Here is a 26,650-nt window from a genome sequence, read left to right on the forward strand (position 1 = left end):
GTACCGGCACGTTGGGCGGCCAGGCGGGCAGCGGCGGTGTCGGTGGTTACGGCGGCGGTTATGACGCCACCCACATGGGCGGTCGCGGCGGTACCACCACTGGCGGTGCTGGCGGGGTGGGCGTTTCCTATTACAGCAACGGCGGTAACGGTGCGACGGCCACCAATGGCACGATTTCCATTGGCGGTGGCGGCGGCGGGGCCGGTTGGGACAAGGTAGGTGGCGCCGGCGGCAACGCGGCGGGCGGGATCTACAACGCCAGCAGCGGCACCATCACCGTCATTGGCACGTCGACCATCAGCAACAACATCGGCGCCGGTGGCGGCGGTGGCGGTGGCGGTGGCCAAGGCAGCAATGCCAGTAATGGCGGCATTGGCGGCCGGGGCGTCGGTGCGATCTGGAACAAAGGCACGCTGCTGATGACTACCGCCAACTTCGCCGCCCTGGCCGGTAATGCCGCGGCCAGTGGTGCAGGCGGTACCGCGCAGGGTGGAGGTTCAACCGGCACCTCGCCGACCTCTTTCGCGACCATCTACAACGACGGTGGTGTACTCAACACCGCGTATGCACCACCGCCGACCGCGACCATCGTGGTTGCTGACACCACACTGAGCATCGGCGAAACGTCCTTGGTGACGATCACCTTTTCCGAGGCCGTGACCGGTTTCACCAACGCCGACCTGACCATCGCCAACGGTACGCTCACTGCAGTGAGCAGTAGTGACGGCGGCATCACCTGGACAGCAACCTTCACGCCGTCCGCCAGTATTTCCGATACGACCAACGTCATCACCCTGGACAACACCGGAGTGATAAACGGTCTGGGCACCGCCGGCGTCGGCACCACCAACTCCAATAATTACACGGTCGACACCGTACGCCCCACCGCGACCATCGTGGTGGCGGACAATGCGCTGAGAGTCGGCGAAACCTCGCTGGTGACCATCACCTTCAACGAAGCGGTCACCGGCCTCACCAACGCCGACCTGACGATTGCCAACGGTACGCTCACGGCGGTGAGCAGCAGTGATGGCGGCATCACCTGGACGGGGACCTTCACCCCGACCGCCAGCATCACCGATACGACCAATCTCATCACCCTGGACAACACCGGGGTCAGCGACCTGGCGGGCAATGCCGGGAGCGGCACCACCGATTCGAACAACTACGCTATCGATACCGTGCGCCCGACCGCGACCCTTGTGGTGGCCGATACCAGCTTGAGCATTGGTGAAACCTCGCTGGTGACCATCACGTTCAGCGAAGCGGTCAGCGGGTTCACCAATGCCGACCTGACGATTGCCAACGGTACGCTTACAGCGGTGAGCAGCAGCGATGGCGGCGTCACCTGGACCGCGACCTTCACCCCGACGGCCAGTGTCAATGACACGACCAACCTGATCACCCTGAACAATACCGGGGTCAGCGACCTGTCGGGCAACGCCGGCAGCGGCATCACCGATTCGAACAACTATGCGATTGATACGCTCCGTCCAACCGCCACCATCGTTGTGGCGGACACGGCGCTGAAAATCGGCGAAACCTCGCTGGTGACGATCACCTTCAGCGAGGCGGTGACCGGGTTCACCAATGCGGACCTGACCATTGCCAACGGTACACTCACGGCGGTGAGCAGCAGCGACGGCGGCATCACCTGGACGGCGACCTTCACCCCGAGCGCCAGCATCACCGACATGACCAACCTGATCACCCTGGACAACACCGGGGTCAGCGACCTGGCGGGCAACGCCGGCAGCGGCACCACCGATTCCAACAACTATGCGATCGACACCGTGCGCCCGACGGCCACCATCGTGGTCGCGGACACGGCGCTGAGAATCGGCGAAACCTCACTGGTGACCATCACCTTCTCCGAGGCGGTGAGCGGTTTCACCAACGCCGATCTGAACATCGCCAACGGCACACTCACTGCGGTGAGCAGCAGTGACGGCGGCATCACCTGGACCGCAACTTTCACGCCTTCGGCGAGCATCAACGACACCACCAACCTGATCACCCTGAACAACACCGGGGTCAGCGATCTGTCGGGTAACGCCGGCAGCGGCACCACCGACTCCAACAACTACGCCATCGACACCGTGCGCCCGACGGCCACCATCGTGGTCGCGGATACGACGCTGACCGCGGGCGAAACCTCGCTGGTGACCATTACCTTCAGCGAGGCGGTGAGCGGCTTCACCAACGCCGACCTGACGATTGCCAACGGTACGCTCACGGCGGTGAGCAGCAGCGATGGCGGCATCACCTGGACCGCGACCTTCACTCCGACCGCCAGCATCAATGACCCGACCAACCTGATCACCCTGAACAACACCGGGGTCAGCAATCTGGCGGGCAACTCCGGGAGCGGCACCACCAACTCGAACAACTACGTGATCGACACCGCCCCGCCAACCGCGACCATCGTGGTTGCCGACAACGCACTGAAAATCGGCGAAACGTCACTGGTGACCATCACCTTCGATCAGGCCGTAGCCGGTTTCACCAACGCCGACCTGACGATCGCCAACGGTACGCTCACCGCGGTGAGCAGCAGTGACGGCGGCATTACCTGGACGGCGACCTTCACCCCGACTGCCAGCATCACCGACGCGACCAACCTGATCACCCTGGACAACACCGGTGTGCAGGCTGTCGCCAGCGGTAACGTGGGCAGTGGCACCACCGACTCCAACAACTATGCCATCGACACCGTGCGCCCGACGGCCACCATCGTGGTCTCGGACACGGCGCTGAAAATCGGCGAAACCTCGCTGGTGACGATCACCTTCAGCGAGGCGGTGAGCGGCTTCACCAACGCCGACCTGACCATCGCCAACGGTACACTCACGGCGGTGAGCAGCAGCGACGGCGGCATCACCTGGACGGCGACCTTCACGCCTTCTGCGAGCATCTCCGACACGACCAACCTGATCACCCTGGACAACACAGGGATCAGCGACCTGGCGGGCAACGCCGGTAGCGGCACCACCGATTCCAATAACTTCGCCATCGACACGGTTCGACCCACCGCGACCATCGTCCTGGCAGACGCTACCCTGAGTGCAGGCGAAACCTCGCTGGTGACCATCACCTTCAGCGAAGCGGTGAGCGGCTTCACCAACGCCGACCTGAGCATCGCCAACGGTACGCTCACTGCAGTGAGCAGCAGTGACGGCGGCATCACCTGGACCGCCACCTTCACCCCGACCGTCGGCGTGAATGACTCAAGCAACCTGATCACCCTGAACAACACCGGGGTCAGCGATTTGGCGGGCAACACCGGCAGCGGCACCACCAACTCCGGCAACTACACCATCGATACGGTGCTGCCGACGGCAACCATCGTGGTAGCCGACAATGCATTGAAAATCGGTGAAACGTCGCTGGTGACCATTACCTTCAGCGAAGCGGTGAGCGGTTTCACCAACGCCGACCTGACCATCGCCAACGGTACACTCACTGCGGTGAGCAGCAGCGACGGCGGCATCACCTGGATTGCGACCTTCACCCCGACCAGCGCCATCACCGACACCAGCAACGTCATCACCCTGGATAACAGTGGTGTGCAAAATGGCTCGGGCAACGCCGGCAGCGGCACCACCGACTCCAACAACTACGCCATCGATACCGTGCGCCCGACCGCCACCGTCGTGGTTGCGGACTCGGCGCTGGCGGTGGGGCAGACATCAGTGGTGACCATTACCTTCTCCGAGGCAGTGACCGGCTTCAGCATCGCCGACCTGACGGTGAACAACGGTACCCTGAGCAGTCTGAGCACCAGCGATAACATCACCTGGACCGCCACCCTGACGCCGACGGCGAGCATCACCGATGCGACCAACCTGATCACCCTGGACAACACCGGGGTGGCCGATGTGGCCGGCAATACCGGCAGCGGCACCACCGACTCCAACAACTACGCCGTCGACAGCCAACGCCCGACGGCCACCATCGTCCTGGCGGACGCTACCCTGAGTGCCGGAGAAACAACGTTGGTGACGATCACCTTCTCCGAGGCGGTGACCGGTTTCGACAACAGTGACTTGAGCATCGCCAACGGCACGCTGAGTGCAGTCAGCAGCAGCGACGGCGGGATTACCTGGACCGCAACCTTCATCCCGACCGTCGGCGTGAAGGATACGAGCAACATCATCACCCTGAACAATACCGGTATCACCGACGTGGCGGGCAACACCGGCAGCGGCACCACCAACTCCGCCAACTACACCATCGATACGGTGCTGCCGACGGCGACCATCGTAGTAGCCGACAATGCGTTGAAAATCGGTGAAACGTCGCTAGTGACCATTACCTTCAGTGAAGCGGTGAGCGGTTTCACCAATGCTGACCTGACCATTGCCAACGGCACTTTGACCTCCGTCAGCAGCAGCGATGGCGGCATCACCTGGACCGCGACCTTCATCCCGACCGCCAGCATTACCGACACGACCAACCTGATCACCCTGGACAACACCGGTGTGCAAAATGCCTCGGGCAACGCCGGCAGCGGCACCACCGATTCCAACAACTATGCCATCGACACCGTGCGCCCGACCGCTACCATCGTGGTCGCGGACACGGCGCTGAACATTGGCGAAACCTCGCTGGTGACGATCACTTTTAGTGAAGCGGTGAGCGGTTTCACCAACGCCGACCTGACCATCGCCAACGGTACACTCACGGCTGTGAGCAGCAGTGACGGCGGCATCACCTGGACGGCGACCTTCACACCTTCGGCGAGCATCAACGACACGACCAACCTGATCACCCTGGACAACACCGGGGTCAGCGATCTGGCGGGCAACACCGGTAGCGGCACCACCGATTCCAATAACTACGCCATCGACACGCTTCGACCCACCGCGACCATCGTCCTGGCAGACGCCACCTTGAGTGCGGGCGAAACGTCGCTGGTGACCATTACCTTCAGCGAAGCGGTGAGCGGCTTCACCAACGCCGACCTGACCATCGTCAACGGTACGCTCACTGCGGTGAGCAGCAGCGACAGCGGCATCACCTGGACTGCGACCTTCACCCCAACCGCCGGCGTGAATGACACGAGCAACATCATCACCCTGAACAATACCGGTGTGACCGATTTGGCCGGCAACACCGGCAGCGGCACCACCAACTCCGGCAACTACACCATTGATACGGTGCTGCCGACGGCGACCATCGTGATCGCCGACAATGCGTTGCAAAGCGGTGAGACGTCGCTGGTGACCATTACCTTCAGTGAAGCGGTAACAGGTTTTGATAACAGTGACCTGACCATTGCCAACGGCACCTTGACCTCCGTCAGCAGCAGCGACGGCGGTGTCACCTGGACCGCGACCTTCACCCCGACCAGCGCCATCACCGACACCAGCAACGTCATCACCCTGGATAACAGCGGTGTGCAAAACGCCTCGGGCAACGCTGGCAGCGGCACAACCGATTCCAACAACTACGCCATCGACACCCAGCGCCCGACCGCCACCATCGTGGTCGCCGACAATGCCCTGAACATCGGCGAAACCTCGCTGGTGACCATCACCTTCAGCGAAGCAGTGAGCGGTTTTGACAACAGTGATCTGCTGATCGATAACGCCACCCTGAGTGCGGTGAGCAGCAGCGATGGCGGCATCACCTGGACGGCCATCCTGACGCCGGCTGCCAGCATCGCCGATCCGACCAACCTGATTACCCTGGACAATACCGGGGTGACCGATGTGGCCGGCAACACCGGTAGCGGCACCACCGATTCGAACAATTACGCGATCGACAACCAACGCCCGACCGCCATCGTTGTCATGGCCGACACCGACCTGCATCCCGGTGAAACGACTCTGGTGACCATCACCTTCAGCGAAGCGGTCAGTGGTCTGGACAGTTCTGACCTGAGTGTTGCCAACGGCACGTTGAGCGGGTTGAGCAGCAGCGACGGTGGTGTTACCTGGACCACGACTTTTACCCCGACGGCCGCGATCACCGACACCAGCAACCTGATAACCCTGGACAACAGCGGTGTCACCGACGCGGCAGGCAACGCCGGGAGCAGGGTGACCAACTCGGCGAATTACCTGGTGCAAACCAGCGTGCCGACCGCCAGCATCGTGATCGCCGACACGGCGCTCAAGGCTGGTGAAACGACCCTGGTGACCATCACCTTCAGTGAGGCGGTCAGCGGATTCAGCAATGCCGACCTGACCATCGCCAACGGTACACTGAGCAGCGTCAGCAGCAGTGATGGTGGCATCACGTGGACGGCGACCTTTACGCCAGCCTCGAACGTAACCGACACCAACAACCTGATCACCCTCGACAATAGCGGCGTGGCCAATGTGTCGGGCAACACGGGGTCTGGCACCACCGATTCGAGTAATCTTGCCATCGACACCGCGCTGCCGACCGCGACCATCGAGGTTGCTGACACAGCGCTGAGTACCGGCGAAACCTCATTGGTGACCATTACCTTCAGCGAAGCGGTGAGCGGTTTCGACAACAGTGACTTGACCATCGCCAACGGCACCCTGAGCAATGTCAGTTCCAGCGACGGCGGGATCACCTGGACCGCTACCTTCACCCCGACGCTCGACATCACCGACACCAGCAGCACCATCGTGCTGAACACGGCAGGTGTGCAGGATCTGGCCGGCAACGCGGGCAGCGGCACGGTCAACTCCAATACCTACGACATTGACACCCAAATTCCGACCGCCACCATCGTGGTCGCCAATCCGAACCTGGGGGTGGGCCAGACTTCGCAGGTGACCATCACGTTCAACGAAGCGGTCAGCGGTTTTGATTTGTCCGACATCAGTATTGCCAACGGCACCTTGTCCGACCTGAGCAGCAGCGATGGTGGCAAGACCTGGACGGCGACCCTGACACCGGCCGCCAACGTCAATATCGCCAGCAACGTGATCAGCATCAACTATGCCGGTATCAGCGACATGGCCGGCAACAGCGGCAGCGGTGTGAGCCAATCCGACAATTTTGTCATCAACACGGTGCCAACTTCCTCGGTGGTTTTCGTGTCGACAGACCCGGATTTGCGCAGCAACCCCCCGGTGACGCTGCCCGATGTGCCCAACGTGCCGCTGCAACCGGCCATTTTCACGCCTCCGACGGGCAACCTCGGTTCACCGTTGACCTTCCAGCCGTTGTTCGAACAGCGGGTGATCGGCAATGGCATCCGGCCGTTGGGCGATATTTTCATGAATCACGGCGCATTGACCCCGAGTTTCATCGCACAGGTTTTCAGCGGCAATGACGGCGGTGGCGATGGTTCGGGGCATGGTTTCCTCGGTTTCGGCGGCGGCGACGGCGGTGTGTTCAGCACCAGCACGCTGTCGAGCCTGTTCAATCAGGACAGCGGTGCCGAGCGTGATTCGTTGAATGCCTTTGGCAGCCAGTCGATCAAGTCCGGCGATGTTTCCCAGGGCCTGCGCGGGGTGTTTGGCGCACCGACCCTGGGCCAGCAATTGCAACAGCTCAAAGACAACGAGAAGCAGCAGGTCGATAACCTGGCCGCCGCTTTGAAACTGGCCGGCATCAGCGAAATGCAGGCCTGATGAAAACCTCCACTTGTGATGCGGCACCCAGGGGCGATGCAAGGATGAAGAGAAGTCATAAGTTGTTTGGAGCCAGTCTGCTGGCACTGGCGATCAGCGGATGCGCCGTGACCAGTGAGCCGATCGAACGCAGTGTCAGTGAGCAGCGGGCCAAAAGTGACCTGCAAAGCATGTACAAGGGGCAGGAGCCTCTTGGCGGCCCGTTGACCCTGCACCAGGCCATGGCCCGTGCGGTGAAGTACAACCTCGAAGGCCGGTTGAAAATCATGGAAGAGGCCCTGGCCAAGCGTCAGCTCGACCTCGCCAGTTTCGACATGCTGCCGCGCATGGCGCTGGACGCCGGATACGTGGGCCGCAATAACGTCAACGCCTCCAGCAGCCAGAGTGTGCGCACCGGCACGCAGTCCCTGGAACCTTCGACCTCCCAGGACCGCGACCGTGACGTGGCGGACCTGACCATGGTCTGGAACGTGCTCGATTTCGGTGTCAGTTACATCAGCGCCAAGCAGCAAGGCGACCAGCGCCTGATCGTCCAGGAGCGTCGGCGCAAGGTGATCAACACCATCGTCCAGGACGTGCGCTCGGCGTACTGGCGGGCGATGGCTGCCGAGCGTCTGCTCACGCAGATCGACAGCCTCATGGCGCGGGTCGAAACCGCGCGCAACAACAGCCAGAGCATGAGCCAGCAACGCATTGGCGATCCGGTGCAGGCCCTCGGTTATCAGCGCTCGCTGATCGAAGCGACACGCCAACTGGAAGAGCAGCGTCGTGCGTTGTCGCTGGCGAAGACCGAGCTGGCGACCCTGATCAACCTGCCAATGGGCACGGAACTGACCCTGGCGACCGATAACGGTTATGAAATTCCCGAGCTCAAGGTCGATCTGGCCAGCCTCGAACAGGAAGCCCTGACCAGTCGCCCGGAACTGCGTGAACAGGACTATCAGAGCCGCATCAGCGCCGCCGAGACCCGCAAAGCCATGTTGCGCCTGCTGCCGGGCCTGGAGTTCTCCGCTGGCGGGCATTACGACAGCAACTCGTTCCTGGTGGAACAAGGCTGGGCCGACTACGGCGTCAAAGTCACCTGGAACCTGTTCAACGTGATCTCGGCGCCTGCGGCGATCGACGTGGCCAAGGCCGGTGAAGAAGTCGCCACCGCGCGCCGTCAGGCGATGTCGATTGCGGTGCTGGCGCAGCTGTATGTGGCCAATGCCAACTACCGCGAGGCGTTGCGCCAGTTCAAGACCAATCAGCAATTGTCGGACATCGACGGGCAAATCGTCGGTCAGTTGCGCAACCGTCACCAGGCAGAGGGCATCGGCGAACTGGATCTGATTCAGGGTGAGTTGAACACCTTGCAGGCCGATCTGCGTCGAGACCTGTCCTACGCCGACCTGCGCAACGCCTATGGGCAAATTTTCGCCAGTGCCGGCCTCGACCCGCTGCCGGATCAGGTGCAATCGACGCAAGTACAGTCCATCGCCACGGCCCTGGCGAACCGCGAAGCGGCCTGGGCGGCAGGCGATATTACGGTTCCGGTGACGCATGTCCCCGCGCGCTGACGTGAAGGCGCCGAGCGCCAGCATCAGCCGAGCCCAGCGCGAGCGGCGCAATGGTCATCGCGGCGCGGCGATACTGCTGACCGGCCTGCCGGCGGCGGGCAAGTCGACCCTCGCGCAAGCGTTGCACGCGGAGTTGTTTGCCCGCGGACTGCAGAGCGTGGTGCTCGATGGTGACGGGTTGCGGGTGGGGCTCAATCGAGACCTGGGCTTCAGCGACAGCGATCGTCAGGAAAACATTCGCCGCGCCAGCGAACTGGCGTCGTTGCTCGTGGAAAACGGACAAATCGTGATCCTGGCGATGATCGCGCCCCTGGTGGAATTGCGCGATGTGTTCGCCCGGCGACTCGGTAACGATTACCGGGAGGTCTGGTGCAGCGCGACCCTGGCAGTGTGCGAGCAACGTGATCCGAAAGGTCACTATGCCCGCGCCCGGCGCGGTGAGTTGGCCGGGTTTACCGGGGTGTCTGCGCCATATCAGGCCCCGGTTGACGCGGCGCTGGTGCTCGATACCGGGACACAAACGGTCGAGGTCTGCCTTGATCGACTGTTGACCTGGCTCGGTGAATCCGCAGTACTGCCCAGGCCCTGAACCGGCCAGTGTTCAGGGTTTCGACGACAAGTCCGCCATGCCCTTGAGCAACTCGATCGGCAGCGGAAAGACGATGGTCGAGCTCTTGTCGCCGGCAATCGAACTCAGGGTCTGCATGTAGCGCAACTGCATGGCCCCCGGTTGGCGGCCAAGCATTTCGGCGGCCTGCATGAGTTTTTCCGAGGCCTGCAATTCACCTTCGGCGTGGATCACCTTGGCTCGCCGTTCCCGTTCGGCTTCGGCCTGCTTGGCGATGGCGCGGATCATCGATTCATTGAGGTCCACGTGTTTGATCTCGACGTTGGCGACCTTGATGCCCCAGGCGTCGGTCTGGGCGTCGAGCACTTGCTGGATGTCCAGGTTCAACCGTTCGCGTTCGGCCAACAGTTCGTCCAGTTCGTGTTTACCCAGCACCGCCCGCAGCGTGGTTTGCGCCAGTTGGCTGGTGGCGGCGAGGAAGTCCTCGACCTGGATGATTGCCTTCTGCGGATCGAGCACACGGAAATACAGCACCGCGTTGACCTTGACCGACACGTTGTCGCGGGTGATCACGTCTTGCGGCGGAACGTCCAGCACCACGGTCCGCAAATCGACCCTGACCATTTGCTGGACCACCGGGATCAGCAGGATCAGGCCGGGTCCCTTGACCTGCCAGAAGCGCCCGAGCTGGAACACCACGCCGCGCTCGTATTCGCGCAGGATGCGGAACGTCCCCCCCGCCAGTGCGATGATCAACAATAGCAGCGCGACAAGACCCAATTGCAAACCCATGACTATTCTCCGCCCGGCGCCGCGTCAGCCGCGGCCACTTGCAGCAGCAAACCCTTGCGCCCCACTACCCGCACCCATTGCCCGGGTTGCAGCGGCGTCGCGCTAAGCACTTGCCATCGTTCTCCTTGCAGATGCACCCAGCCGCCATAGGCATTGCCGGCCTGTATGGATGTCACCGCGGTCACGCTACCGACCAGCCCGGCATCACCGCTGACGGTGTGCCGTGGTCGGGTCTTCAGGGCGTGAATCACCAGGTAGACCAGCAACAGCGCGCTGACCAGTCCCAGGCCGATCATCAGCGGCTCGGGCACATCGGTATTGGTCAGGATCACTGCGCCGATCACGAACATCACGATGCCGCCCAAGCCGATCACGCCGTAATTGGGCAGGGCCGCCTCAGCGATCAGGAACGCGAGGCCGAAGGTGATCAGCCAGATCCCGATGGGGTTGGGCACCAGCAACACAACCGTGTCGGCGGCGCAGGCTGATCCGCACAACGCCAACAGCAACGCAACGGCACAACAACGCGTGTTCACGTGACCCTCCGGGAGAGTCTTGGGGTGGCTCTGTAGACAGTTTAGTTGACCCGCCGGTTGTATGAATTTTGCTCAACTGTCGACGACGTCCGATGGGCGGAATTCCCGCCGGAACGCGCCATCGGGCCTAGACTTTCAGTACCGAAAGAAATGTTAACCATCGTCCGTCAGCGGTTGTTGCGGACACCGAGGTGCATCATGCGTATGGCAAGAACCGTGCAGCGAAGCCTGGAAAAGGCTCAATGCGAATATGACATCGTCAGCCACCCACACTCGGCCAGCAGCCTCGAAACGGCACGGGTCGCAGGTATTCCTGCCGAACGGGTGGCAAAATCGGTGATCCTCGACGATCACCATGGGCATTACTTGATGGCCGTACTGCCCGCCAGCCGTCACCTTGACCTGAGCAAAGTCCGCAGCAGCGGTGAGTGGCAGGTTTCCCGCGAAAGCAACCTGGCGCACCTGTTCGACGATTGCGAACGCGGCGCCGTACCGGCGCTGGGCGAGTCCTATGGCTTGGATGTGGTCATCGATCCGCTGCTGACCCGGCAGAAAGACATCTATCTGGAGGCCGGCAACCACGTCAACCTGGTGCGCATGGACGTGCCCGAGTTCCTGAAAATGGTGCCGCATGCCGAGGTGCGGGAGTTGAGTCATTGAGTTTTGTTTCGTCAATGCTGACGTCATCGCGGGCAAGCCCGCTCCCACACGGATCTGTGTCGATCACATAACCTGTAGGAGCGAGCCTGCTCGCGATGACCGCGCAGCGGTCCCTTAATCGGTTCGCAGGAGCTAGACATGGAAAACCCGACCCACAACCTTCCTTCGCTGTTCAAGCAACTCGGCCTGCCGGACGACGCCGAAAGCATCGATAAATTCATCGCCACCCATTCACCGCTCAAACCGGATCTGCACCTTGCGGATGCATTTTTCTGGAGCCCGAGCCAGGCGTGTCTCCTGCGTGACGAGATTCTCGATGACGCGGATTGGGCGGAGGTGGTGGATCAACTGGATGTGATGTTAAGAAAGGGGCGCAGCAGCTAACGAGTGGTGTGCTGGCGCGAGAATTGTTTCAAAACTTGACGAAAAATCCCCTCCAATGCGATATTGATAGTTAGCAAACTAACAGTGTGTGTTTTCCCTCGTGCCGAATAACCTCGACGTCCTCCAGATGAACATCAGCAGTGCCATGGTGGTGGCCGCCAGGCATTGGCGCAAAATCTGCCAGACCACGCTGGTCAACTATGGAATCTCCGAAGCCTGCGCCGTTCCGCTGTTGATGATCGGACGCCTGGGCGAGGGCGTGCGCCAGGTGACGGTGGCGCAAGCCGCGGGCATGGAGAGTCCGTCGCTGGTGCGCCTGCTCGATCAACTGTGCCATGCCGGTTACGTCTGCCGGACCGAAGATGCACAGGACCGCCGCGCCAAATGCCTGAGCCTGACCGAAACCGGTCGGGACCTGGTGCAGGCGGTCGAAGTGGAACTGGTGCGCCTGCGCCAGGAAGTACTTGAAGGCATTGACCAAAGTGACCTGGAAGCTACGCTGCGGGTACTGAGAGCATTTGAAGCGGCCACGCCGCCGTCGGTGGCCAACCCTTGAACGGATTTTTCTCTGGCATGCCCCCGGCGCGGGACTGGTTCTACGGGGTCCGTACCTTCGCCGCATCGATGATCGCGTTGTACATCGCCTTGCTCATGCAGATGCCCCGTCCGTACTGGGCGATGGCCACGGTGTACATCGTTTCCAATCCATTTCTCGGGCCGACCACTTCCAAGGCGCTGTACCGGGCAATCGGCACGTTTGTCGGCGCTGCTGCGGCGGTTTTGTTCGTGCCGATGTTCGTACAGAGCCCTTACGTGCTGGTAGTGGTGATTGGACTGTGGACCGGCACGCTGCTGTTTCTGTCCCTGCATTTGCGCACGGCCAACAACTACGCCTTGATGCTCGCCGGTTACACCTTGCCGTTGATCGCCCTGCCGGTGGTGAATAACCCGTTGGGGGTGTGGGACGTAGCCGAAGCACGGACCGAAGAAATCTTTCTGGGTATTGCCGTGGCGGCGGTGGTGGGTGCCATGTTCTGGCCCCGGCGTCTGGCGCCGGTGTTCAATGATTCGGTCAGCAAATGGTTTACTGATGCATCGACCTACAGCCTGCGCTTCCTCAGCCGCAACGTGCAGCCTGAAGAAGTCAGCGCGTTGCGGGCATCGATGGTCGCCACCTTCAACTCCCTGGAGTTGATGATCGGTCAGTTGCCCCACGAAGGCTCACGTCCGCAGACGGTGCGCAACACCAAGGAATTGCGCGGGCGGATGATTCACCTGCTGCCAGTGATCGATGCCCTCGACGACGCGCTTTACGCATTGGAACGGCGCACCCCCGAGCTTGTGGACAAGTTCGCGCCGTTGCTGACGGCCACCACCGAATGGCTTGGGCATAAAGATGCCGATCTCGACCGCTGGCAAGCCCTGAAGGATCAACTTGAGGCCCTGCAGCCTGCTCCCCTGGCACTGGATGACCGCAAGCAACTGCTGTTCTCCAACGCGATTTATCGCCTCGGCGAGTGGATCGATTTGTGGCAGGACTGCCGCAGCCTGCAATACGCCATCCTGTGCGAAAGCCAGGACAATTGGCGCGCGGTGTATCGGCATTGGCGGCTGGGACGGCTGAGCCCGTTTCTGGATCGCGGCCTGATGTTTTATTCCGCGGCGTCCACCGTGACCGCGATTATCGTCGCCTCGGTGCTGTGGATTCTGCTCGGCTGGACCGATGGCGGCAGCGCAGTGATCCTGGCGGCGGTGGCCTGTAGCTTCTTCGCCTCGATGGACGACCCGGCGCCGCAGATTTACCGGTTCTTTTTCTGGACGGCGATGTCGGTGGTGTTCGCCAGCCTTTATCTGTTTCTGGTGCTGCCCAACCTGCATGACTTTCCGATGCTGGTGCTGGCGTTTGCCGTGCCGTTCATTTGCGTCGGTACCCTGACGGTCAAACCGCAGTTTTACCTGGGCATGCTGCTGACCCTGGTCAACACTTCGTCCTTCATCAGCATTCAGGGTGCCTACGACGCGGACTTCCTCAGTTTCGCCAACTCCAACCTGGCCGGTCCCATTGGCCTGCTGTTCGCGTTCATCTGGACCCTGATCGCCCGGCCGTTCGGTGCCGAACTGGCAGCCAAGCGCCTGACCCGTTTCAGTTGGCGCGACATTGTCGGCCTCGCCGAGCCGGCCACGTTGTCTGAGCATCGACTGCTGGGCATACGGATGCTCGATCGGCTGATGCAGCATCTGCCACGCCTGGCCATGACCGGCCAGGACTCCGGCGTGGCGCTGCGCGAAGTTCGAGTGGCGCTGAATCTGTTGGACCTGCTCGCTTATACGCCGCGGATCCTCGGTGTGCCGCAGGTGCTGCTGCGCCAGGTGGTGGCCGAGGTGGGCGAGTACTTCAAGGCCTGCCTCAAGGCCGGTGAACGCTTGCCGGCACCGAGCCCGTTGTTGATGACCCTCGACCGTACGCGCCGCGCCCTCAGCGGTGCCGGCGACGATGAAACCCGCCGGCATTTGCTGCACGCCCTGAGCGGCCTGCGCCTGGCCCTGCTGCCTGGCGTCGAATTCGTCGGTTCCGTCGAACTCGAAGAACCGCTTCCCCATGGCATTGATGGAGCGCCCCTATGATCGGTGACCTGGATCTCAGCGGGGTGTTCCTGCCCACGCTGCTGGTGCTGATGGGCATTACGTATGTGTTGTACCTGTTGGTGCACGGGGTGCTGACGCGCCTGCACTTTTACCGTCTGGTCTGGCACCGGGCATTGTTCAACGTGGCCCTCTACGCCCTGCTGCTTGGCGCCGTGGACTCACTCAGTCGATACCTGATGACATGAAAAAACCGTTTCTAACCCTTGGTCGCGTGGTGTTGACCCTGCTGATCGTGAGCTTCGCCGTTGTCGTGGTCTGGCGCATGGTGATGTATTACATGTTCGCGCCCTGGACCCGCGACGGGCACATCCGTGCCGACATCGTGCAAATCGCGCCGGACGTTTCCGGGTTGATCCAGCAAGTGGAGGTGCGCGACAACCAGTTGGTCAAGCGCGGCCAGGTGCTGTTCAGCATCGACCCGGACCGCTTCAGGCTGGCCCTGCGCCAAGCGAAAGCGGCCGTCGCCGACCGCGAGGAAACCCTGGCCCAGGCCCAGCGTGAGGCCAAGCGAAACAAAGGCCTTGGTAACCTGGTGCCGGGTGAACAACTGGAAGAAAGCCAATCGAAAGTGGCTCGTGCCCAAGTGGCGTTGATGGAAGCCCAGGTGGCGGTCGATAGCGCACAACTCAACCTTGACCGCTCGGTGATCCGCAGCCCGGTGGATGGCTACGTCAACGACCGTGCGCCACGGACCCAGGAGTTCGTCAGCGCCGGGCGGCCGGTGTTGTCGGTGGTCGACAGCAACTCGTTCCACATCGACGGTTATTTCGAAGAAACCAAACTGAACGGCATCCATATCGGGCAGAGCGTCGACATCCGGGTGATCGGCGACAATGCGCGCCTGCGCGGGCATGTGGAGAGCATCGTCGCCGGTATCGAAGACCGTGACCGCACCAGCGGCAACAACCTGCTGCCCAACGTCAACCCGGCATTCAGTTGGGTGCGGCTGGCCCAGCGGATTCCGGTGCGTATCGCCTTCGATGACGTGCCGGACGACTTCCGCATGATCGCCGGGCGCACCGCCACGGTATCGATCATCGACGATCAGAAACGGGGGCCGGCGCAATGAGCAAGGCCTCGGGTTTGGCGGTCGCCGGAATGGGTTTGCTGCTGTCGGCGTGTCAGATGGTCGGGCCGGATTATCATCTGCCCGAAGAGGCGGCTGTCCATCGTCCAGACTTCCAGGGCGATCTGGCGGTCGACGGCAAACCGGTGGTTTCCGCACCGGTGCCGGCCGATTGGTGGCGTTTGTATCAGGACCCGCGACTCGACCAGTTGGTGCAGCAGGCCATGGCCTCCAACACCGATTTACGCGTGGCGGCGGCCAGCCTGTCGCGGTCTCGCGCGCAGGTCGATGAGGCCGAAGCGGCGGGTGGCTGGAGCGGCGGCGTACAGATGGGCGCCCAGCGCTTGCAGGAGTCTGGCCAAGCGTTCTTGATACCGGAAAAAGTGCCGGTGGCCAACATCGGCGATATCGGCATCAGCGCGTCGTACCAGTTCGACCTGTTCGGTACCTTGCAACGCGGTATCGAAGCGGCCAAGGCCAATGCCGATGCGACGCAGGCCGCCGCCGATACTGCACGCATCACCGTCGTGGCCGATGTGGTTCGGGCCTACACTCAAGTTTGCGCGGCCAATGAAGAGCGGGAAATTGCCCAGCACTCCCTCGACCTGCAAGCCCAGAGCACCACGCTGATCCAGCGCCTGCGCGATGCCGGGCGTGGCGACGAAACCCAGGTCACCCGCTCGCAAACCCAATTCAAATCCCTGCGCGCCGACATGCCGCGCTATGAAGCGTCGCGCCAGGCCGGGCTGTACCGCTTGTCGATGTTGCTGGCCAAGCCGGTGGACCAACTGCCGGCCGGCACCGCCACTTGCGACGAGCTGCCAAAAATCGCGCAACTGATTCCGGTGGGCGATGGCGCCGCGTTGCTCAAGCGTCGTCCCGATGTGCGGCAGGCCGAACGTCGACTGGCGGTCGCGACGGCCGGTATTGGCGTCGCCACGGGCGAGCTGTACCCGAACATCAGCATCGGCGCGACCATTGGTACCGTCGGTATCCTGGACGATCTTGGCGACCCGTCTACCAACCGCTGGGGCTTTGGTCCGTCGCTGACCTGGAAGGTGCCGACCAACGGCGCCCGGGCGCGCATCCGCGAGGCCGAAGCGGTGACCCAGGCGACGCTGGCGCATTTCGACGGGGTGGTGCTCAACGCCATTCGCGAGACCCAGACCGGCCTCGCCCAGTACACCGCGTTACTGCAACGCCGCGATGCCCTGGCGGACGCCGAGCAATCGGCAAAACTGGCGGCCGACCAGACCCACCGCTTCTTCCAGGCCGGCCGCGCCTCGTTCCTGGCCGACCTGCAAGCCACGCGCACCTACATCGATGTCACGGCGCAACTGGCGGCCGCGAACACCCAGGTTGCCGCCAGCCAGATCGATTTGTTCCTCGCGCTGGGCGGCGGTTGGGAAAGCGGACGAACGCAAGCGTCGAACCCCGGCAAACCCTGAGGCCGTTGCTATGCTTTGAAGTGTTGGGAGGGCGCCCCGTGCAAAGCGCTCTTTCTTCGCACAAGGCTCGCGCAGGTCAGGGGGAAACCAATAATGAAAAACCCTTACGCTCTCGGTTTCTGGTGCGCCATCGTGGCGTTGGTGCTGCTGTCGGCCACCTATTTCTACGGCATCATGCTGGCCCACCAGATCGACAAGGCTCTGGTGTTCCTCGACAGTGCCGTCGCACTGATTGCCGTGATGTCCGTTGCGGCGGTGGCCTGGGCCTCGGTCCAGAATCAACGCATCAAGAAAAGACAACTCGAACAAGGCAAGACCCTGGTCCTGATCTGGGACACCAAGGTTGCGTTGCGCCGTGTCGAAACGGTGTTCGACCGTTATTTCTGGGGCAGTTACTGGCAACCGGGGCGCACGTTTCAGGAAGTCATGGGCGAATTGACCGGTACACCGCTGGAAAAAAGCCTCGATACCCTGAAAAAACAATGCGTGGCGCTGGACCGGCAAGTGGCTGACGACGGTCGGCACTGGCTCAACAATGCCCGGGAGCTGGCCGATGTCGCCACGGCCATGGCCCGCGAACGCTATCAACTGGACGTCTGCGATCCGCGCGCGGAAGTGACAGGCGGGGCGGTGATCAACCGCGACTTCGAAGTGCTGGTGTACACCTGGACGGCGCGGCTCAAAAGCTTTGATCATCAACTGGATGAGATTGAGGTCCAGTATTCCTGAGATCTCGATATTGGCTGTACCGACGTCTTCGCGAGCAAGTCGGATCGCCGCACCGCCGCTCCCACAGGAGTACACATTTCAATGTGGGAGCGGGCTTGCTCGCGAAGGCGATTGCATAGGCGCAAATAATCCCCAACCCTGTGAACAACCCCAAGACACTCCTTCACCTTTAATCATTGGGCCGTTCGTCGCGCCTGATGCTAATCTCCATTCCACTTTCAGCGCAGTCGAGCCGTAACCCGTCATGGGTTCAGGGAAGACGACCTCACTTTCAACAGCGGACATTGAACGGGTCATACATGAATAAATCAGCAGGCGTGCTACTGGGAATCGTTGTCGCCATCGGTGCCATCAGCGCAGGCGGAGCGTGGTTCACCAGCACCAGGCTCGAAGGTGTGTTGAACACCTCGATTGCCGACGCCAACAAGGAACTGCAAGCGGCCATGGTGGGTTCCAACGGTACCGCGTCGCTGGAACTGGTGTCGCTGGAACGTCATGTATTCAGCAGCACCGCGCACTATCGCCTCAAGGGCGAAGGTGAAATGTTCGGCGAAGCGCCGGTCGAGCTGCTGTTTGTCGATCACATCGAACACGGCCCGTTGCCGTTCTCGCGGCTGATGTCGCTGAAGTGGCTGCCGGTCCTGGCGACCAGTCACTACGAACTGGAAAAGACCCCGCTCACCGAGAAGTGGTTTGCCGCCGCCAAGGACAAATCCCCGCTGACCGGCGTGGTCAACATCGGTTATGACAACGCCACCAAGGGCACCCTCGAGTTGCAGCCGCTGGAGATGGCGCTGGATGACAAGTCGAGCATGAAGTTCTCCGGCTTGAGCATCGACGTCGACGCCAGCGCCAAGGCGCAGAAGGTCAAGGCCAACGGCTACATGGACAGCTTGAAGTTGACCACCGTTTCCGAAGACCAGGCACCGGTGCAGGTTGAATTGAACGGCCTGACCCTGGCCAGCAACCTGACAAAAAGTACCTACGGTTTCTACACCGGCGAGAACGTCCTTGAACTGGCCAGCGGCAAATCGACTTTTGGCGTCAAGCAATCGGTGCTGGACTTCAAGAAATTCGAGATGAAAAACCTGACTGAAGAGTCGGGCAGCAGCGCCTCCGGGCGCGCCGATTACAAGGTCGGCGAAGTGTCCCTGAACGGCAAGACCGTCGGTTCCGGTGCGCTGGCCATGAGCCTGAAGAACCTCGACATCCCGGCCACCCTGTCGTTGATGCAGGTTTACCAGAGCAAACTGCAGCCATATGAAAGGGCGGCGGCCGAAGCAACGGCGGCCGGTTTGCCTGTACCGGAGCTGAAACTGACCGAAGCCGAAGAGGCACTGCTCAAATCCAGCCTGGAAAAACTGCTGGCGGCCGGTCCGCGGGTGGCCCTGGAAAACCTGTCGTTCAACACCGCCAATGGTGAGAGCCGCGCCAACATGGTGCTCGACCTGACCAAGCCACAAGCCATCGACCTGCCGACCGATCAGTTGGTCAGGCAGTTGATCGCGCTGCTGGACTTCAAGCTGCAAGTGTCCAAACCCATGCTGGTCGATGTATTGACCGTGCAATCGCAAATCGACGGTCAGACCGATGCCAAGCTGATTGCCGACCAGGCCACCGCCACCGCAGACATGTTCAGCAGCATGGCGGTTGGCAGCCAACTGGCAAAACTGGATGGCAACAACATCGTCACCAATTTGCATTACTCCAACAACCAGGTGGACTTCAACGGCCAGAAAATGACCGTCGAAGAGTTTGCCGGTTTTGTGATGAGCAAGTTCGCGGATACTGGCGCCACCGAATAACGGCGACCGTTTACCCGGCAACGCCCGGCCTCTGCATTGTGCAGGCGTCGGGCGTTTTGCTGTCCGGCATCACGACGGAACGTCACGGATCAACCGCCATGCCTCCTCCCATGGCAACGGTTGTTTCATCCGCTCGGCGAGCATCGCCATGGTCCGGTCCATCTCGCAGGCCACGGCCGCCGACACCACACCATTTGTTCCGAACAGGCCTATGAAGGGCGGATCGTAAGGGTCGCCCTTGAACTCGACTTCGTCCCAGGCCTCGCCGTGTCCGAGGTAGTCGTAGGTTTTACCGAAATGCCAGGTCCAGAAATACGGCACGTCGAGGTAATGCTCGTCACCGCCCAGCATATTGGCCGCCGCGATCCGCGCCTGCTGTTGGGCCAGTCGCCAGTGTTCGATGCGCAGGCGTTGGTTGTTCAGCGGGAACGTGGCGATGTCGCCAGCCGCCCAGAGGCCGTCGGTCACGCGCATTGTGCCGTCGACATTCAGCGAGTGATCCTGCGCTTTCGGCAGCCCGGTAAAGGCAGCGGTGGCTGGCGTGACGCCAACGCCGAGCAGCACCAGATCGGCCGGCAAGCGCTGGCCGTTGTCCAGGTGCACGGCTTCGACCTTGTCCGTCCCTTCGATCCGTGCCGCATTGCCCAGGGTATGAAACACGACGCCATTGGCTTCATGCCGCGCGCGAATGGCCTTGCCGATCGTGTCACCGAACTGCCTGGCAAACGGCACTTCGTGGCGGGCCAGCACGGTCACATTCAAGCCAAGCTGGCGCAGGGACGAGGCGGACTCCATGGCAATGAAACTGTCGCCAATGATCACGACCCGCTGGCCGGCGCTGGCGCTGTCCAGAATCTGCTGCGCATGGGCTTTGGAGCGTAAAACGAACACTTGCGGCAGGTCGGCGCCGGGCAGCGTCAGCGAGTTGGGTACACCGCCAGTGGCCAGCAGCGCGGCGTCATATGTCAGTGATTGGCCGTCAGTCAGCCGCAGCGTCCTGTTTGGCGCATCCAGGCTTGCCACTTCGCCTCGCAGGCGCTCGATCCTCTGCTCGCGGTAAAAGTCTTCGTCACGCAGCGGCGGGACTTCGCTCAGCGGCATCTCCCCGGCGATCACGTATTTGCTTAGCGCAGTGCGGTCATATCCGGCGTCGGCTTCGCGGTCGATCAACAGCAACCGGCCGCCGAAACCTTTCTCGCGCAACGCCGCAGCCGCCGCCGTGCCTGCCGCGCCAGCGCCGACAATGATGAAAGTCCGCGAATCGTCGGCCGGTGGCGTGTGGGCGTCCGGCATCGGCTGGTCGCCGACCCAGATGTCGCCGTCACGGACTTCCAGGGGGTAGCGCTTGAGGCTGTCCAGGGCTGGCGGTTCACTGAGACCGCCGTCCTCGATCCGAAACTGCGCCTTGTGCCACGGACAGGTCAGGCGCCCATGGCATATCGCCCCGTCTGCCAGCGGGGCTCCGGCATGAGGGCATTCGGCCTGATAAGCGCGCAGCTGCTCACCGGCCCGCAACAGCAGAATCTTGCTGCCCTGGACCTGCACTTCCAGGCCACGGTCTTCGGGCACATTGGCGACACGCGCAACGCGATGCAGAGTCATGATCGCTCTCCAGACAGACGTATCACTTATGAGTCTGGTACTTATCGCGAGGTTCAGCCAATTCCCCCTGCCAAGGCGCGAACGGTCCGGCTATAGTTTGCACGCCGACGACGGCCCAACACGCACAAGGTGCTCCGGTATGACCCGATTGACCTCAATCAACTCTTGGCTCGCGGCCGTAGCAGTCGCCTTTTGCGTGCAGTTCCCGGCGCAGGCACAGGAACGCTTCACCCTGAACATTCCCGGAGTCTCCGATGACCGTCTGTTCACGTCGGCCGCCGCCAGTGATTCCGCCGGCTGCGGCGGACACAACATTTCCCCGGCGTTGAACTGGAACGCCGGCCCGGCAGCCACCCAAAGCTATGCCATCGTCATGCACGACCCTGACGGCCAGAAGGGCCAGGGCATCGATCAGTGGGTGCATTACGGCATCAAGGCCGGCACTCACCAGATCCCGGCCGGCGCCGGGAGTAAACCCGGCCTCGAGGGCTTCGGCGGTATCAACAGCAAAAACACCACCGGCTACATCGGCCCGTGCCCACCCGTTGGCGACAGCGCGCACCACTACATCATCCAGATCTACGCTCTGGATCTGGCCCCGGACGCCTTGCCCGCCGGCCTGAGCCGTGCGCAGCTGCTGGAAAAAATCAAAGGCCACGTCCTGAGAAACAGCAGCGTGGTGCGGCGCTATCACCGCTAAAGGCTGATCGCCCCAGCGGATTTGCAGAAAACTGAAGTGCGCGGCATTCCGGGGATTTGGCATCCACCCCCGAAAGCGCGCACTATCAGGTCATAGCCGATGCGTTGGAGGATGCCGTGGCAAAAAAGATCGACCGCATCGCCCAAATGCTCAACTGCCCGCAGAAGGGTGAAGAACTGCGGCGAGCGATTACCGAGAGTCGCAAGGATTTTCTGCTGAATCAGCCGGAAGAAGACATTGTTGAAGACGACGACCTTGAAGAGGAGTTTTTCGAGGACGACGAAGACGATGACGAGTACGACGAGTTCGACTGGACAACAGAATGAAAAAAACCGCTTCGGCGGTTTTTTTTGTGGGCCAGGACAGCAGCGGTCGGAGACTCGTTGACCGCCATGCAGAGAATGGCACACTATCAGGTACTTTTTTACGTACCTTTGGAGCCGCCATGGAGCAGCTACTTGCAAGCCGTTCGGTCAGCATCACCGAGCTCAAGCGCAGCCCGAGCACTGTAATCGAGCAAGCCGGTTCCGAGCCTGTTGCCGTGCTCAACCACAATCGTCCAGCCGCCTATCTTTTACCGCACGCGGCCTATCAACAGCTGCTGGATCGACTACACGCTGCCGAACTTCGTGAAGCCATTGCAGCGAGCCGCAACGATCCGCGTCCGGCCGTCGCTGCCGATACAATGTTTGCCGAGCTTGATGCGCTGATTGATGAGGTAGAAGCAGAGCAACACCGTCCATGAGGCAATTGCTTTTCTCTGCATTGGCACGGGACGATTTGCTGCAAGTCGCTCGTTTTATCGCCCGAGACAATCCTGAGCGGGCCCGGACGTTTGTGGGCGAGCTACGCATGCAATGCATACGATTGATCGAACAACCGAATCTGGGTGTTTCAAGAGACGATTGCGCCAAGGGATTGCGAATGCTTCCCCATGGCCGATATCTGATTTTCTACTGTTTGATGGACGACGAGATCAAGGTCGAACGCGTACTGCATAGCGCGAGAGACATTGGCCGGCTGTTTGAAAAAAACAGCATTGATCACTAGGCGCGAAGCTTTCAAACACCCACAAAAAAGCCCCAGACCCATAAGGCCTGAGGCTTTTTCATTACTGCGCATGACTCGACGAGCTCAAAGCTATAAATCTAATATATTGATTTATATAGGTTTTTGTATGGGTGCATGATTGGATACACAAGCTGTGGGGAAGCCCAGCAGAGAGCGAGCTGTAACTCGCTCAAGCCCCGCCGAGCTGTACTTTTGGCCGTCCCCATCAAGTCGCGCAGGGCTCAGCATCAACAGAAACACGTTGAACTCGATGAGGAATCAGCTGAACCCCTTTTGCCTTGGCGGGGTAGAACAGTGCAAGATTGATCTCCTCACCAACTGAGCTCTTATAAATAACGCCATCGAATCCATTTTTCTTTATGAGCTCGCACAAGTACTGGCTTGGTATATAGTCAATCGCGGCTGATTTTGGTAGTACAGGTCGAGTTAGCTCTTCGCCCAGCCGCACCAAAAACTCAATATCTCCTCGGAGTGCCGCAATTTCTTCATCATCAGCACATATAAATGGCGTTATTAAACTTCGCGGGTTTCGTAAATCTGCGAGTCTAACTTCTTCTATAACTTTAAACTCTGCGACCGTTACAAATTCGCCAGTATGAGGTCGAATTTCCGAGATAGATGTTAAAACATCCGATGCGACATACAGATATGGTATCCCCACAGGGTTTGCTCGACCATGGGTCGCCTTGTCTTTAGGGGGTGGCCCCATTTTTTCGAGCGGGTATGGCTCTTCAGATTCCTGGATTCTTGCCCTGTACCATTTTTCAGGGAGAGGATCTTTGTAAATCAATTGAGAGAGAAGATAAGAGAATCTTTCGAGGCTAATTGTCTCTTTTGGGAAAAATCTGTTTTCTTCCATCAGCTCTTTTCGAAGGTTTTCCCAGTTGTCTAGGTTTTTAGAAAAGCATTTGCTTGAAGGCGCGAAAATGACTCGCGGAAAATTGCCATCCTGGAATACGTCGGCAAGTAAATCTTTTGTATTCGCTAGGTCCAGGCTGTAGAACATATTCCAGTCGTTTTTAAACCACTCCCCTAGCGTCGCTCCCTCGTCTGCCTTTGTATAAATGCCCGTCAATAACTCAAAATACTCTCTAAGCTGAACAGGCTCGACCAAAGGTAGGTTTTTAGATTGACAAAATGAACAATCCCCATGCTCTTGAGCTACTTCTTTGATTACTGAGCCTAAGTGATTATCGCCAAAGCAATTCGGGCAGCACTTTCTCATGATGTTTACCCAAGGTAGTCTGCTAAAACTTCAATGTGGTGCTTCATAGAAAGCTTTTTGATATACCCAAGCCCAGGGAAATGTTTTTTATTATAAAGTTCGACAAACTCTTCGACGGCCGAGGTTCGTAGGATTTTCGTATCGGGCTCTTCTAGCTTTGCGATCAACTTGGTCAATGCTTCGTAGAATTTTCCGGCTGGGTCAGTTGGGGTGTCCTGTCTATCCGACTTGAAGTGGTAGATATACATTGCATTATCCATTTCAGGATCAATGAATGTCAGGTGGATCGCAACCGCATAAGCTGGGCCGCCAGATTCTGAGTACTCATCTCCTACGATCAAAAAGTCTCCAAAGCCATCAACACCCTCATCTCTGAATGTGGCATGCAGGTCTGAGAAGGGCTCTACATCAGGATATTTCCGGTTGGCCTGACGTTTGAAACCGTTGCGCAAGAGTATGCGGGTGTCATCACTGAAATGTTTTTGATATAGCTTTCCACAGTATTCCTCTGCGAAAACATGACTGACCTCCCGCTGCCAGTTCTGCGTGGCCTCGACTAGGTTTTTTGGTTCAGTAAATCCAAAATGAATAAAGTACAGTGAGTGATTCGGGTATGTGCTACAAATTTCCAGTGCGTCAGTAGTGCTAGTTTCATTTGTAAGTAGAACGCCAACCGATACATTTCGGTGTGCCTTGATTTCTTCTGTTACAAATGACTGGATCGCGTCGGAGTTTTCTGTATGGTCGCCGTAATATGGGTTAACAATCAAAACTGCTTCGGCGCCAGCTGCTGATAGAGCCTCAATTGATCTTTTTAGGCCGCTTAGCGACTCTCGGACCGGCTCAATTATCGAAATGATATTGTTTTTAGCTAAAACCTCTGCAGACTCTTTTATTGTAAGTAAGTCGAACTGTTTGCCGCGAAAATATGGATAATACATTTTATCTCGCCCAGTTAAGGGCCTCCCTGATTGATGTGTTTACAGCTTCCAACAGCGTTTTTTGTTCTCGTAACTTCAATTGGGTAGAGAAAACTGCCGCCTGCAATGAATCTGGCAGCTTAGGCAATATTTCTGCGAGAGGTAAAGAGCTTCGCGACTTTCGGAGGGTTTTAACCATATAACCATGTGTGGTTACAGGGTCCAATGATCTGAAAATTTCGCGAACTGCTGATCTGATCTCCGTATTGGCCACTTGTGGTGGAGTGATCCCAAAAGACTTTAAGATCTCCAACGATTCTCGAATTTGAATTGCTTCGAATATGACTTCTGGAGAAACTCTTTCCGGAGTGTCTTGAATCTCCCTTATTGTGGAAATTCCAAACCTGTTGTTTAATAGGAGGACTCCGACATCTGAGGGGGTGGTTTTTAATATTTCGTCTAAGTGGTTTTCGCCAGTAATTACATAAACTTTCGCGAAGAATTTTTTGTAAGTGTCTACTTGGCCTTGCAGTCTGCCTAAGTTATCACGTTCGGATTTTATTTCATATGCAGTAGACGTGCCGTTGAATATGGCTACGTCGGCCTTACAGTTGTCGACACGAAATTCTGTAACTAAAGAGGCGGTGTTGAGCGAGTGTCTTCCGAGAAGTAGCTTTTTTGTGATAGCCGCTTTGTACGCATACTCGTGTCTGTAGTCTTTTTTTCTCAGAAGATTAAAAGCACTTTCAAATACTACACTAATAGGAGCCGCAAGACTGGCTTCATTAATTGCTAGAGACTCTTTGATAAGCCTGGAAAATAATGGTGACTTGCCTTTTTGAGCAAGCTCTCGAATGACAGCGGCAGAGAACAGTCTGGCGACCGCTGACTGCTGACTTCCATCGAGAACTTTCGTGTGCAAACTCATAAGGTCGAATCTCTATTTTCGCAGGATTTAAGGTGCTTCCGTATGGCCTTCAATGGCAGGCTAGTCGAATGTCGTGATTCTGACAGATCGCCCAATCCTAGTCCCGAGATTTGTAGTCGCCAAGACTGGTGAAGACTCCCTAGAATTTTGGAGAATATCAGAGCAAATACTGTCATAACGACCGCGACACAACGGTAACTTTTCGTGGCTCAACCTGCCCCATGCGCTCCGGGATATGTAGGCTTTTTTGTGTTCTTAATTTCGAGCAGGCCCAGGGTAATGGCTGTCGAAACCGTTATGCAGGGATGCAGAAAAGTCTCCCCTTTAGGCCACTGGTATGGCGGAGGCAACCGCTCGTGCCAGAAGCAATCGGTCCGGTCGAACGTTGTTACACAATATCGGGCGGGAAGCTGAGTCACTGCTACTTTTTCCAGCTTTCGGGGCCCTCTAGC

General features: G+C 59.4%; 22 protein-coding genes. 16 read left to right on the top strand and 6 right to left on the bottom strand.

Annotated elements, in window-relative coordinates; all coding sequences use genetic code 11:
• The 3 genes from ACCD00_RS20010 to cysC form a co-directional block, all read left to right on the top strand.
• A partial coding sequence (locus ACCD00_RS20010) for an Ig-like domain-containing protein (protein WP_413427150.1) occupies positions 1 to 7,559 on the top strand: 7,559 nt, incomplete at its 5' end.
• 44 nt (positions 7,560 to 7,603) lie between these two features.
• Positions 7,604 to 9,118, top strand: coding sequence for a TolC family protein (locus tag ACCD00_RS20015; protein WP_413427152.1), 1,515 nt, complete (start codon positions 7,604 to 7,606; stop codon positions 9,116 to 9,118).
• Positions 9,102 to 9,707 carry an adenylyl-sulfate kinase gene (cysC, locus tag ACCD00_RS20020; RefSeq protein WP_413427154.1) on the top strand — a complete coding sequence of 202 codons (606 nt, stop codon included), beginning with the start codon at positions 9,102 to 9,104 and terminating at the stop codon, positions 9,705 to 9,707. The genes ACCD00_RS20015 and cysC overlap by 17 nt, the downstream gene beginning before the upstream one ends.
• Before the next feature lie 12 nt (positions 9,708 to 9,719).
• Here the strand turns inward: cysC and ACCD00_RS20025 are convergent, their stop codons facing one another.
• Positions 9,720 to 10,478 (bottom strand): slipin family protein, encoded by a 759-nt coding sequence (locus ACCD00_RS20025; protein WP_413427156.1) that lies wholly within the window; start codon positions 10,476 to 10,478, stop codon positions 9,720 to 9,722.
• A 2-nt stretch (positions 10,479 to 10,480) separates the two neighbouring features.
• Entirely contained in the window at positions 10,481 to 11,014 is a 534-nt protein-coding gene (locus tag ACCD00_RS20030; protein WP_413427158.1) for an NfeD family protein, read from the bottom strand.
• A 198-nt stretch (positions 11,015 to 11,212) separates the two neighbouring features.
• Between ACCD00_RS20030 and ACCD00_RS20035 the strand changes: the two genes are divergently transcribed.
• From ACCD00_RS20035 to ACCD00_RS20075, 9 genes are all read left to right on the top strand, one after another.
• Positions 11,213 to 11,674, top strand: a complete 462-nt coding sequence (locus ACCD00_RS20035) for an aminoacyl-tRNA deacylase (RefSeq protein WP_413427160.1) — start codon at positions 11,213 to 11,215, stop codon at positions 11,672 to 11,674.
• A 138-nt stretch (positions 11,675 to 11,812) separates the two neighbouring features.
• Positions 11,813 to 12,058, top strand: coding sequence for a DUF2789 domain-containing protein (locus ACCD00_RS20040; RefSeq protein ID WP_413427162.1), 246 nt, complete (start codon positions 11,813 to 11,815; stop codon positions 12,056 to 12,058).
• 127 nt (positions 12,059 to 12,185) lie between these two features.
• The gene (locus tag ACCD00_RS20045; RefSeq protein ID WP_413427164.1) at positions 12,186 to 12,614 is read left to right on the top strand and encodes a MarR family winged helix-turn-helix transcriptional regulator; all 429 of its coding nucleotides are present in this window, start codon (positions 12,186 to 12,188) and stop codon (positions 12,612 to 12,614) included.
• Positions 12,611 to 14,683: an FUSC family protein gene (locus ACCD00_RS20050; RefSeq protein WP_413427166.1), complete on the top strand. Its 2,073-nt coding sequence runs from the start codon at positions 12,611 to 12,613 to the stop codon at positions 14,681 to 14,683. Before ACCD00_RS20045 ends, ACCD00_RS20050 begins: the two co-directional genes overlap by 4 nt.
• A complete protein-coding gene (locus ACCD00_RS20055; protein WP_007987399.1) occupies positions 14,680 to 14,889 on the top strand; it encodes a DUF1656 domain-containing protein in 210 nt (69 codons plus the stop codon). Before ACCD00_RS20050 ends, ACCD00_RS20055 begins: the two co-directional genes overlap by 4 nt.
• Positions 14,886 to 15,773 carry an efflux RND transporter periplasmic adaptor subunit gene (locus tag ACCD00_RS20060; RefSeq protein WP_413427169.1) on the top strand — a complete coding sequence of 296 codons (888 nt, stop codon included), beginning with the start codon at positions 14,886 to 14,888 and terminating at the stop codon, positions 15,771 to 15,773. The genes ACCD00_RS20055 and ACCD00_RS20060 overlap by 4 nt, the downstream gene beginning before the upstream one ends.
• The gene (locus ACCD00_RS20065) at positions 15,770 to 17,218 is read left to right on the top strand and encodes an efflux transporter outer membrane subunit (protein WP_413427171.1); all 1,449 of its coding nucleotides are present in this window, start codon (positions 15,770 to 15,772) and stop codon (positions 17,216 to 17,218) included. The genes ACCD00_RS20060 and ACCD00_RS20065 overlap by 4 nt, the downstream gene beginning before the upstream one ends.
• A 93-nt stretch (positions 17,219 to 17,311) precedes the next feature.
• Positions 17,312 to 17,947 (top strand): NADH:ubiquinone oxidoreductase subunit N, encoded by a 636-nt coding sequence (locus tag ACCD00_RS20070; RefSeq protein WP_111286549.1) that lies wholly within the window; start codon positions 17,312 to 17,314, stop codon positions 17,945 to 17,947.
• A gap of 299 nt (positions 17,948 to 18,246) precedes the next feature.
• Positions 18,247 to 19,752, top strand: a complete 1,506-nt coding sequence (locus ACCD00_RS20075; protein ID WP_413427173.1) for a YdgA family protein — start codon at positions 18,247 to 18,249, stop codon at positions 19,750 to 19,752.
• A 69-nt stretch (positions 19,753 to 19,821) separates the two neighbouring features.
• Here the strand turns inward: ACCD00_RS20075 and ACCD00_RS20080 are convergent, their stop codons facing one another.
• Positions 19,822 to 21,354: an FAD-dependent oxidoreductase gene (locus ACCD00_RS20080; protein ID WP_413427175.1), complete on the bottom strand. Its 1,533-nt coding sequence runs from the start codon at positions 21,352 to 21,354 to the stop codon at positions 19,822 to 19,824.
• Between the two features lie 139 nt (positions 21,355 to 21,493).
• On the opposite strand from ACCD00_RS20080, the gene ACCD00_RS20085 reads away from it, so the two are divergent.
• The 4 genes from ACCD00_RS20085 to ACCD00_RS20100 are packed head-to-tail and all read left to right on the top strand — an operon-like array spanning position 21,494 to position 23,104.
• A complete protein-coding gene (locus tag ACCD00_RS20085; RefSeq protein WP_413427177.1) occupies positions 21,494 to 22,054 on the top strand; it encodes a YbhB/YbcL family Raf kinase inhibitor-like protein in 561 nt (186 codons plus the stop codon).
• A gap of 56 nt (positions 22,055 to 22,110) precedes the next feature.
• Positions 22,111 to 22,380: a hypothetical protein gene (locus ACCD00_RS20090; protein WP_322617727.1), complete on the top strand. Its 270-nt coding sequence runs from the start codon at positions 22,111 to 22,113 to the stop codon at positions 22,378 to 22,380.
• Entirely contained in the window at positions 22,377 to 22,799 is a 423-nt protein-coding gene (locus ACCD00_RS20095; RefSeq protein ID WP_413427179.1) for a type II toxin-antitoxin system Phd/YefM family antitoxin, read from the top strand. The genes ACCD00_RS20090 and ACCD00_RS20095 overlap by 4 nt, the downstream gene beginning before the upstream one ends.
• Entirely contained in the window at positions 22,796 to 23,104 is a 309-nt protein-coding gene (locus ACCD00_RS20100; protein ID WP_413427181.1) for a type II toxin-antitoxin system RelE/ParE family toxin, read from the top strand. The genes ACCD00_RS20095 and ACCD00_RS20100 overlap by 4 nt, the downstream gene beginning before the upstream one ends.
• Before the next feature lie 226 nt (positions 23,105 to 23,330).
• Here the strand turns inward: ACCD00_RS20100 and ACCD00_RS20105 are convergent, their stop codons facing one another.
• Genes ACCD00_RS20105 through ACCD00_RS20115 form a run of 3 tightly spaced genes read right to left on the bottom strand, consistent with a single transcriptional unit; the run spans position 23,331 to position 26,198 of the window.
• Positions 23,331 to 24,350: an RES family NAD+ phosphorylase gene (locus tag ACCD00_RS20105; RefSeq protein WP_413427183.1), complete on the bottom strand. Its 1,020-nt coding sequence runs from the start codon at positions 24,348 to 24,350 to the stop codon at positions 23,331 to 23,333.
• A 5-nt stretch (positions 24,351 to 24,355) separates the two neighbouring features.
• Complete coding sequence (locus ACCD00_RS20110) at positions 24,356 to 25,291, bottom strand: sce7725 family protein (RefSeq protein WP_413427185.1); 936 nt, start codon at positions 25,289 to 25,291, stop codon at positions 24,356 to 24,358.
• Position 25,292: 1 nt separating this feature from the next.
• Positions 25,293 to 26,198 carry a sce7726 family protein gene (locus tag ACCD00_RS20115; protein ID WP_413427187.1) on the bottom strand — a complete coding sequence of 302 codons (906 nt, stop codon included), beginning with the start codon at positions 26,196 to 26,198 and terminating at the stop codon, positions 25,293 to 25,295.
• Positions 26,199 to 26,650 lie beyond the last annotated feature (452 nt).

This window comes from Pseudomonas sp. Pseusp3 (genome assembly GCF_047304225.1).
GTDB classification, from domain to species: Bacteria; Pseudomonadota; Gammaproteobacteria; order Pseudomonadales; family Pseudomonadaceae; genus Aquipseudomonas; species Aquipseudomonas fluorescens_CD.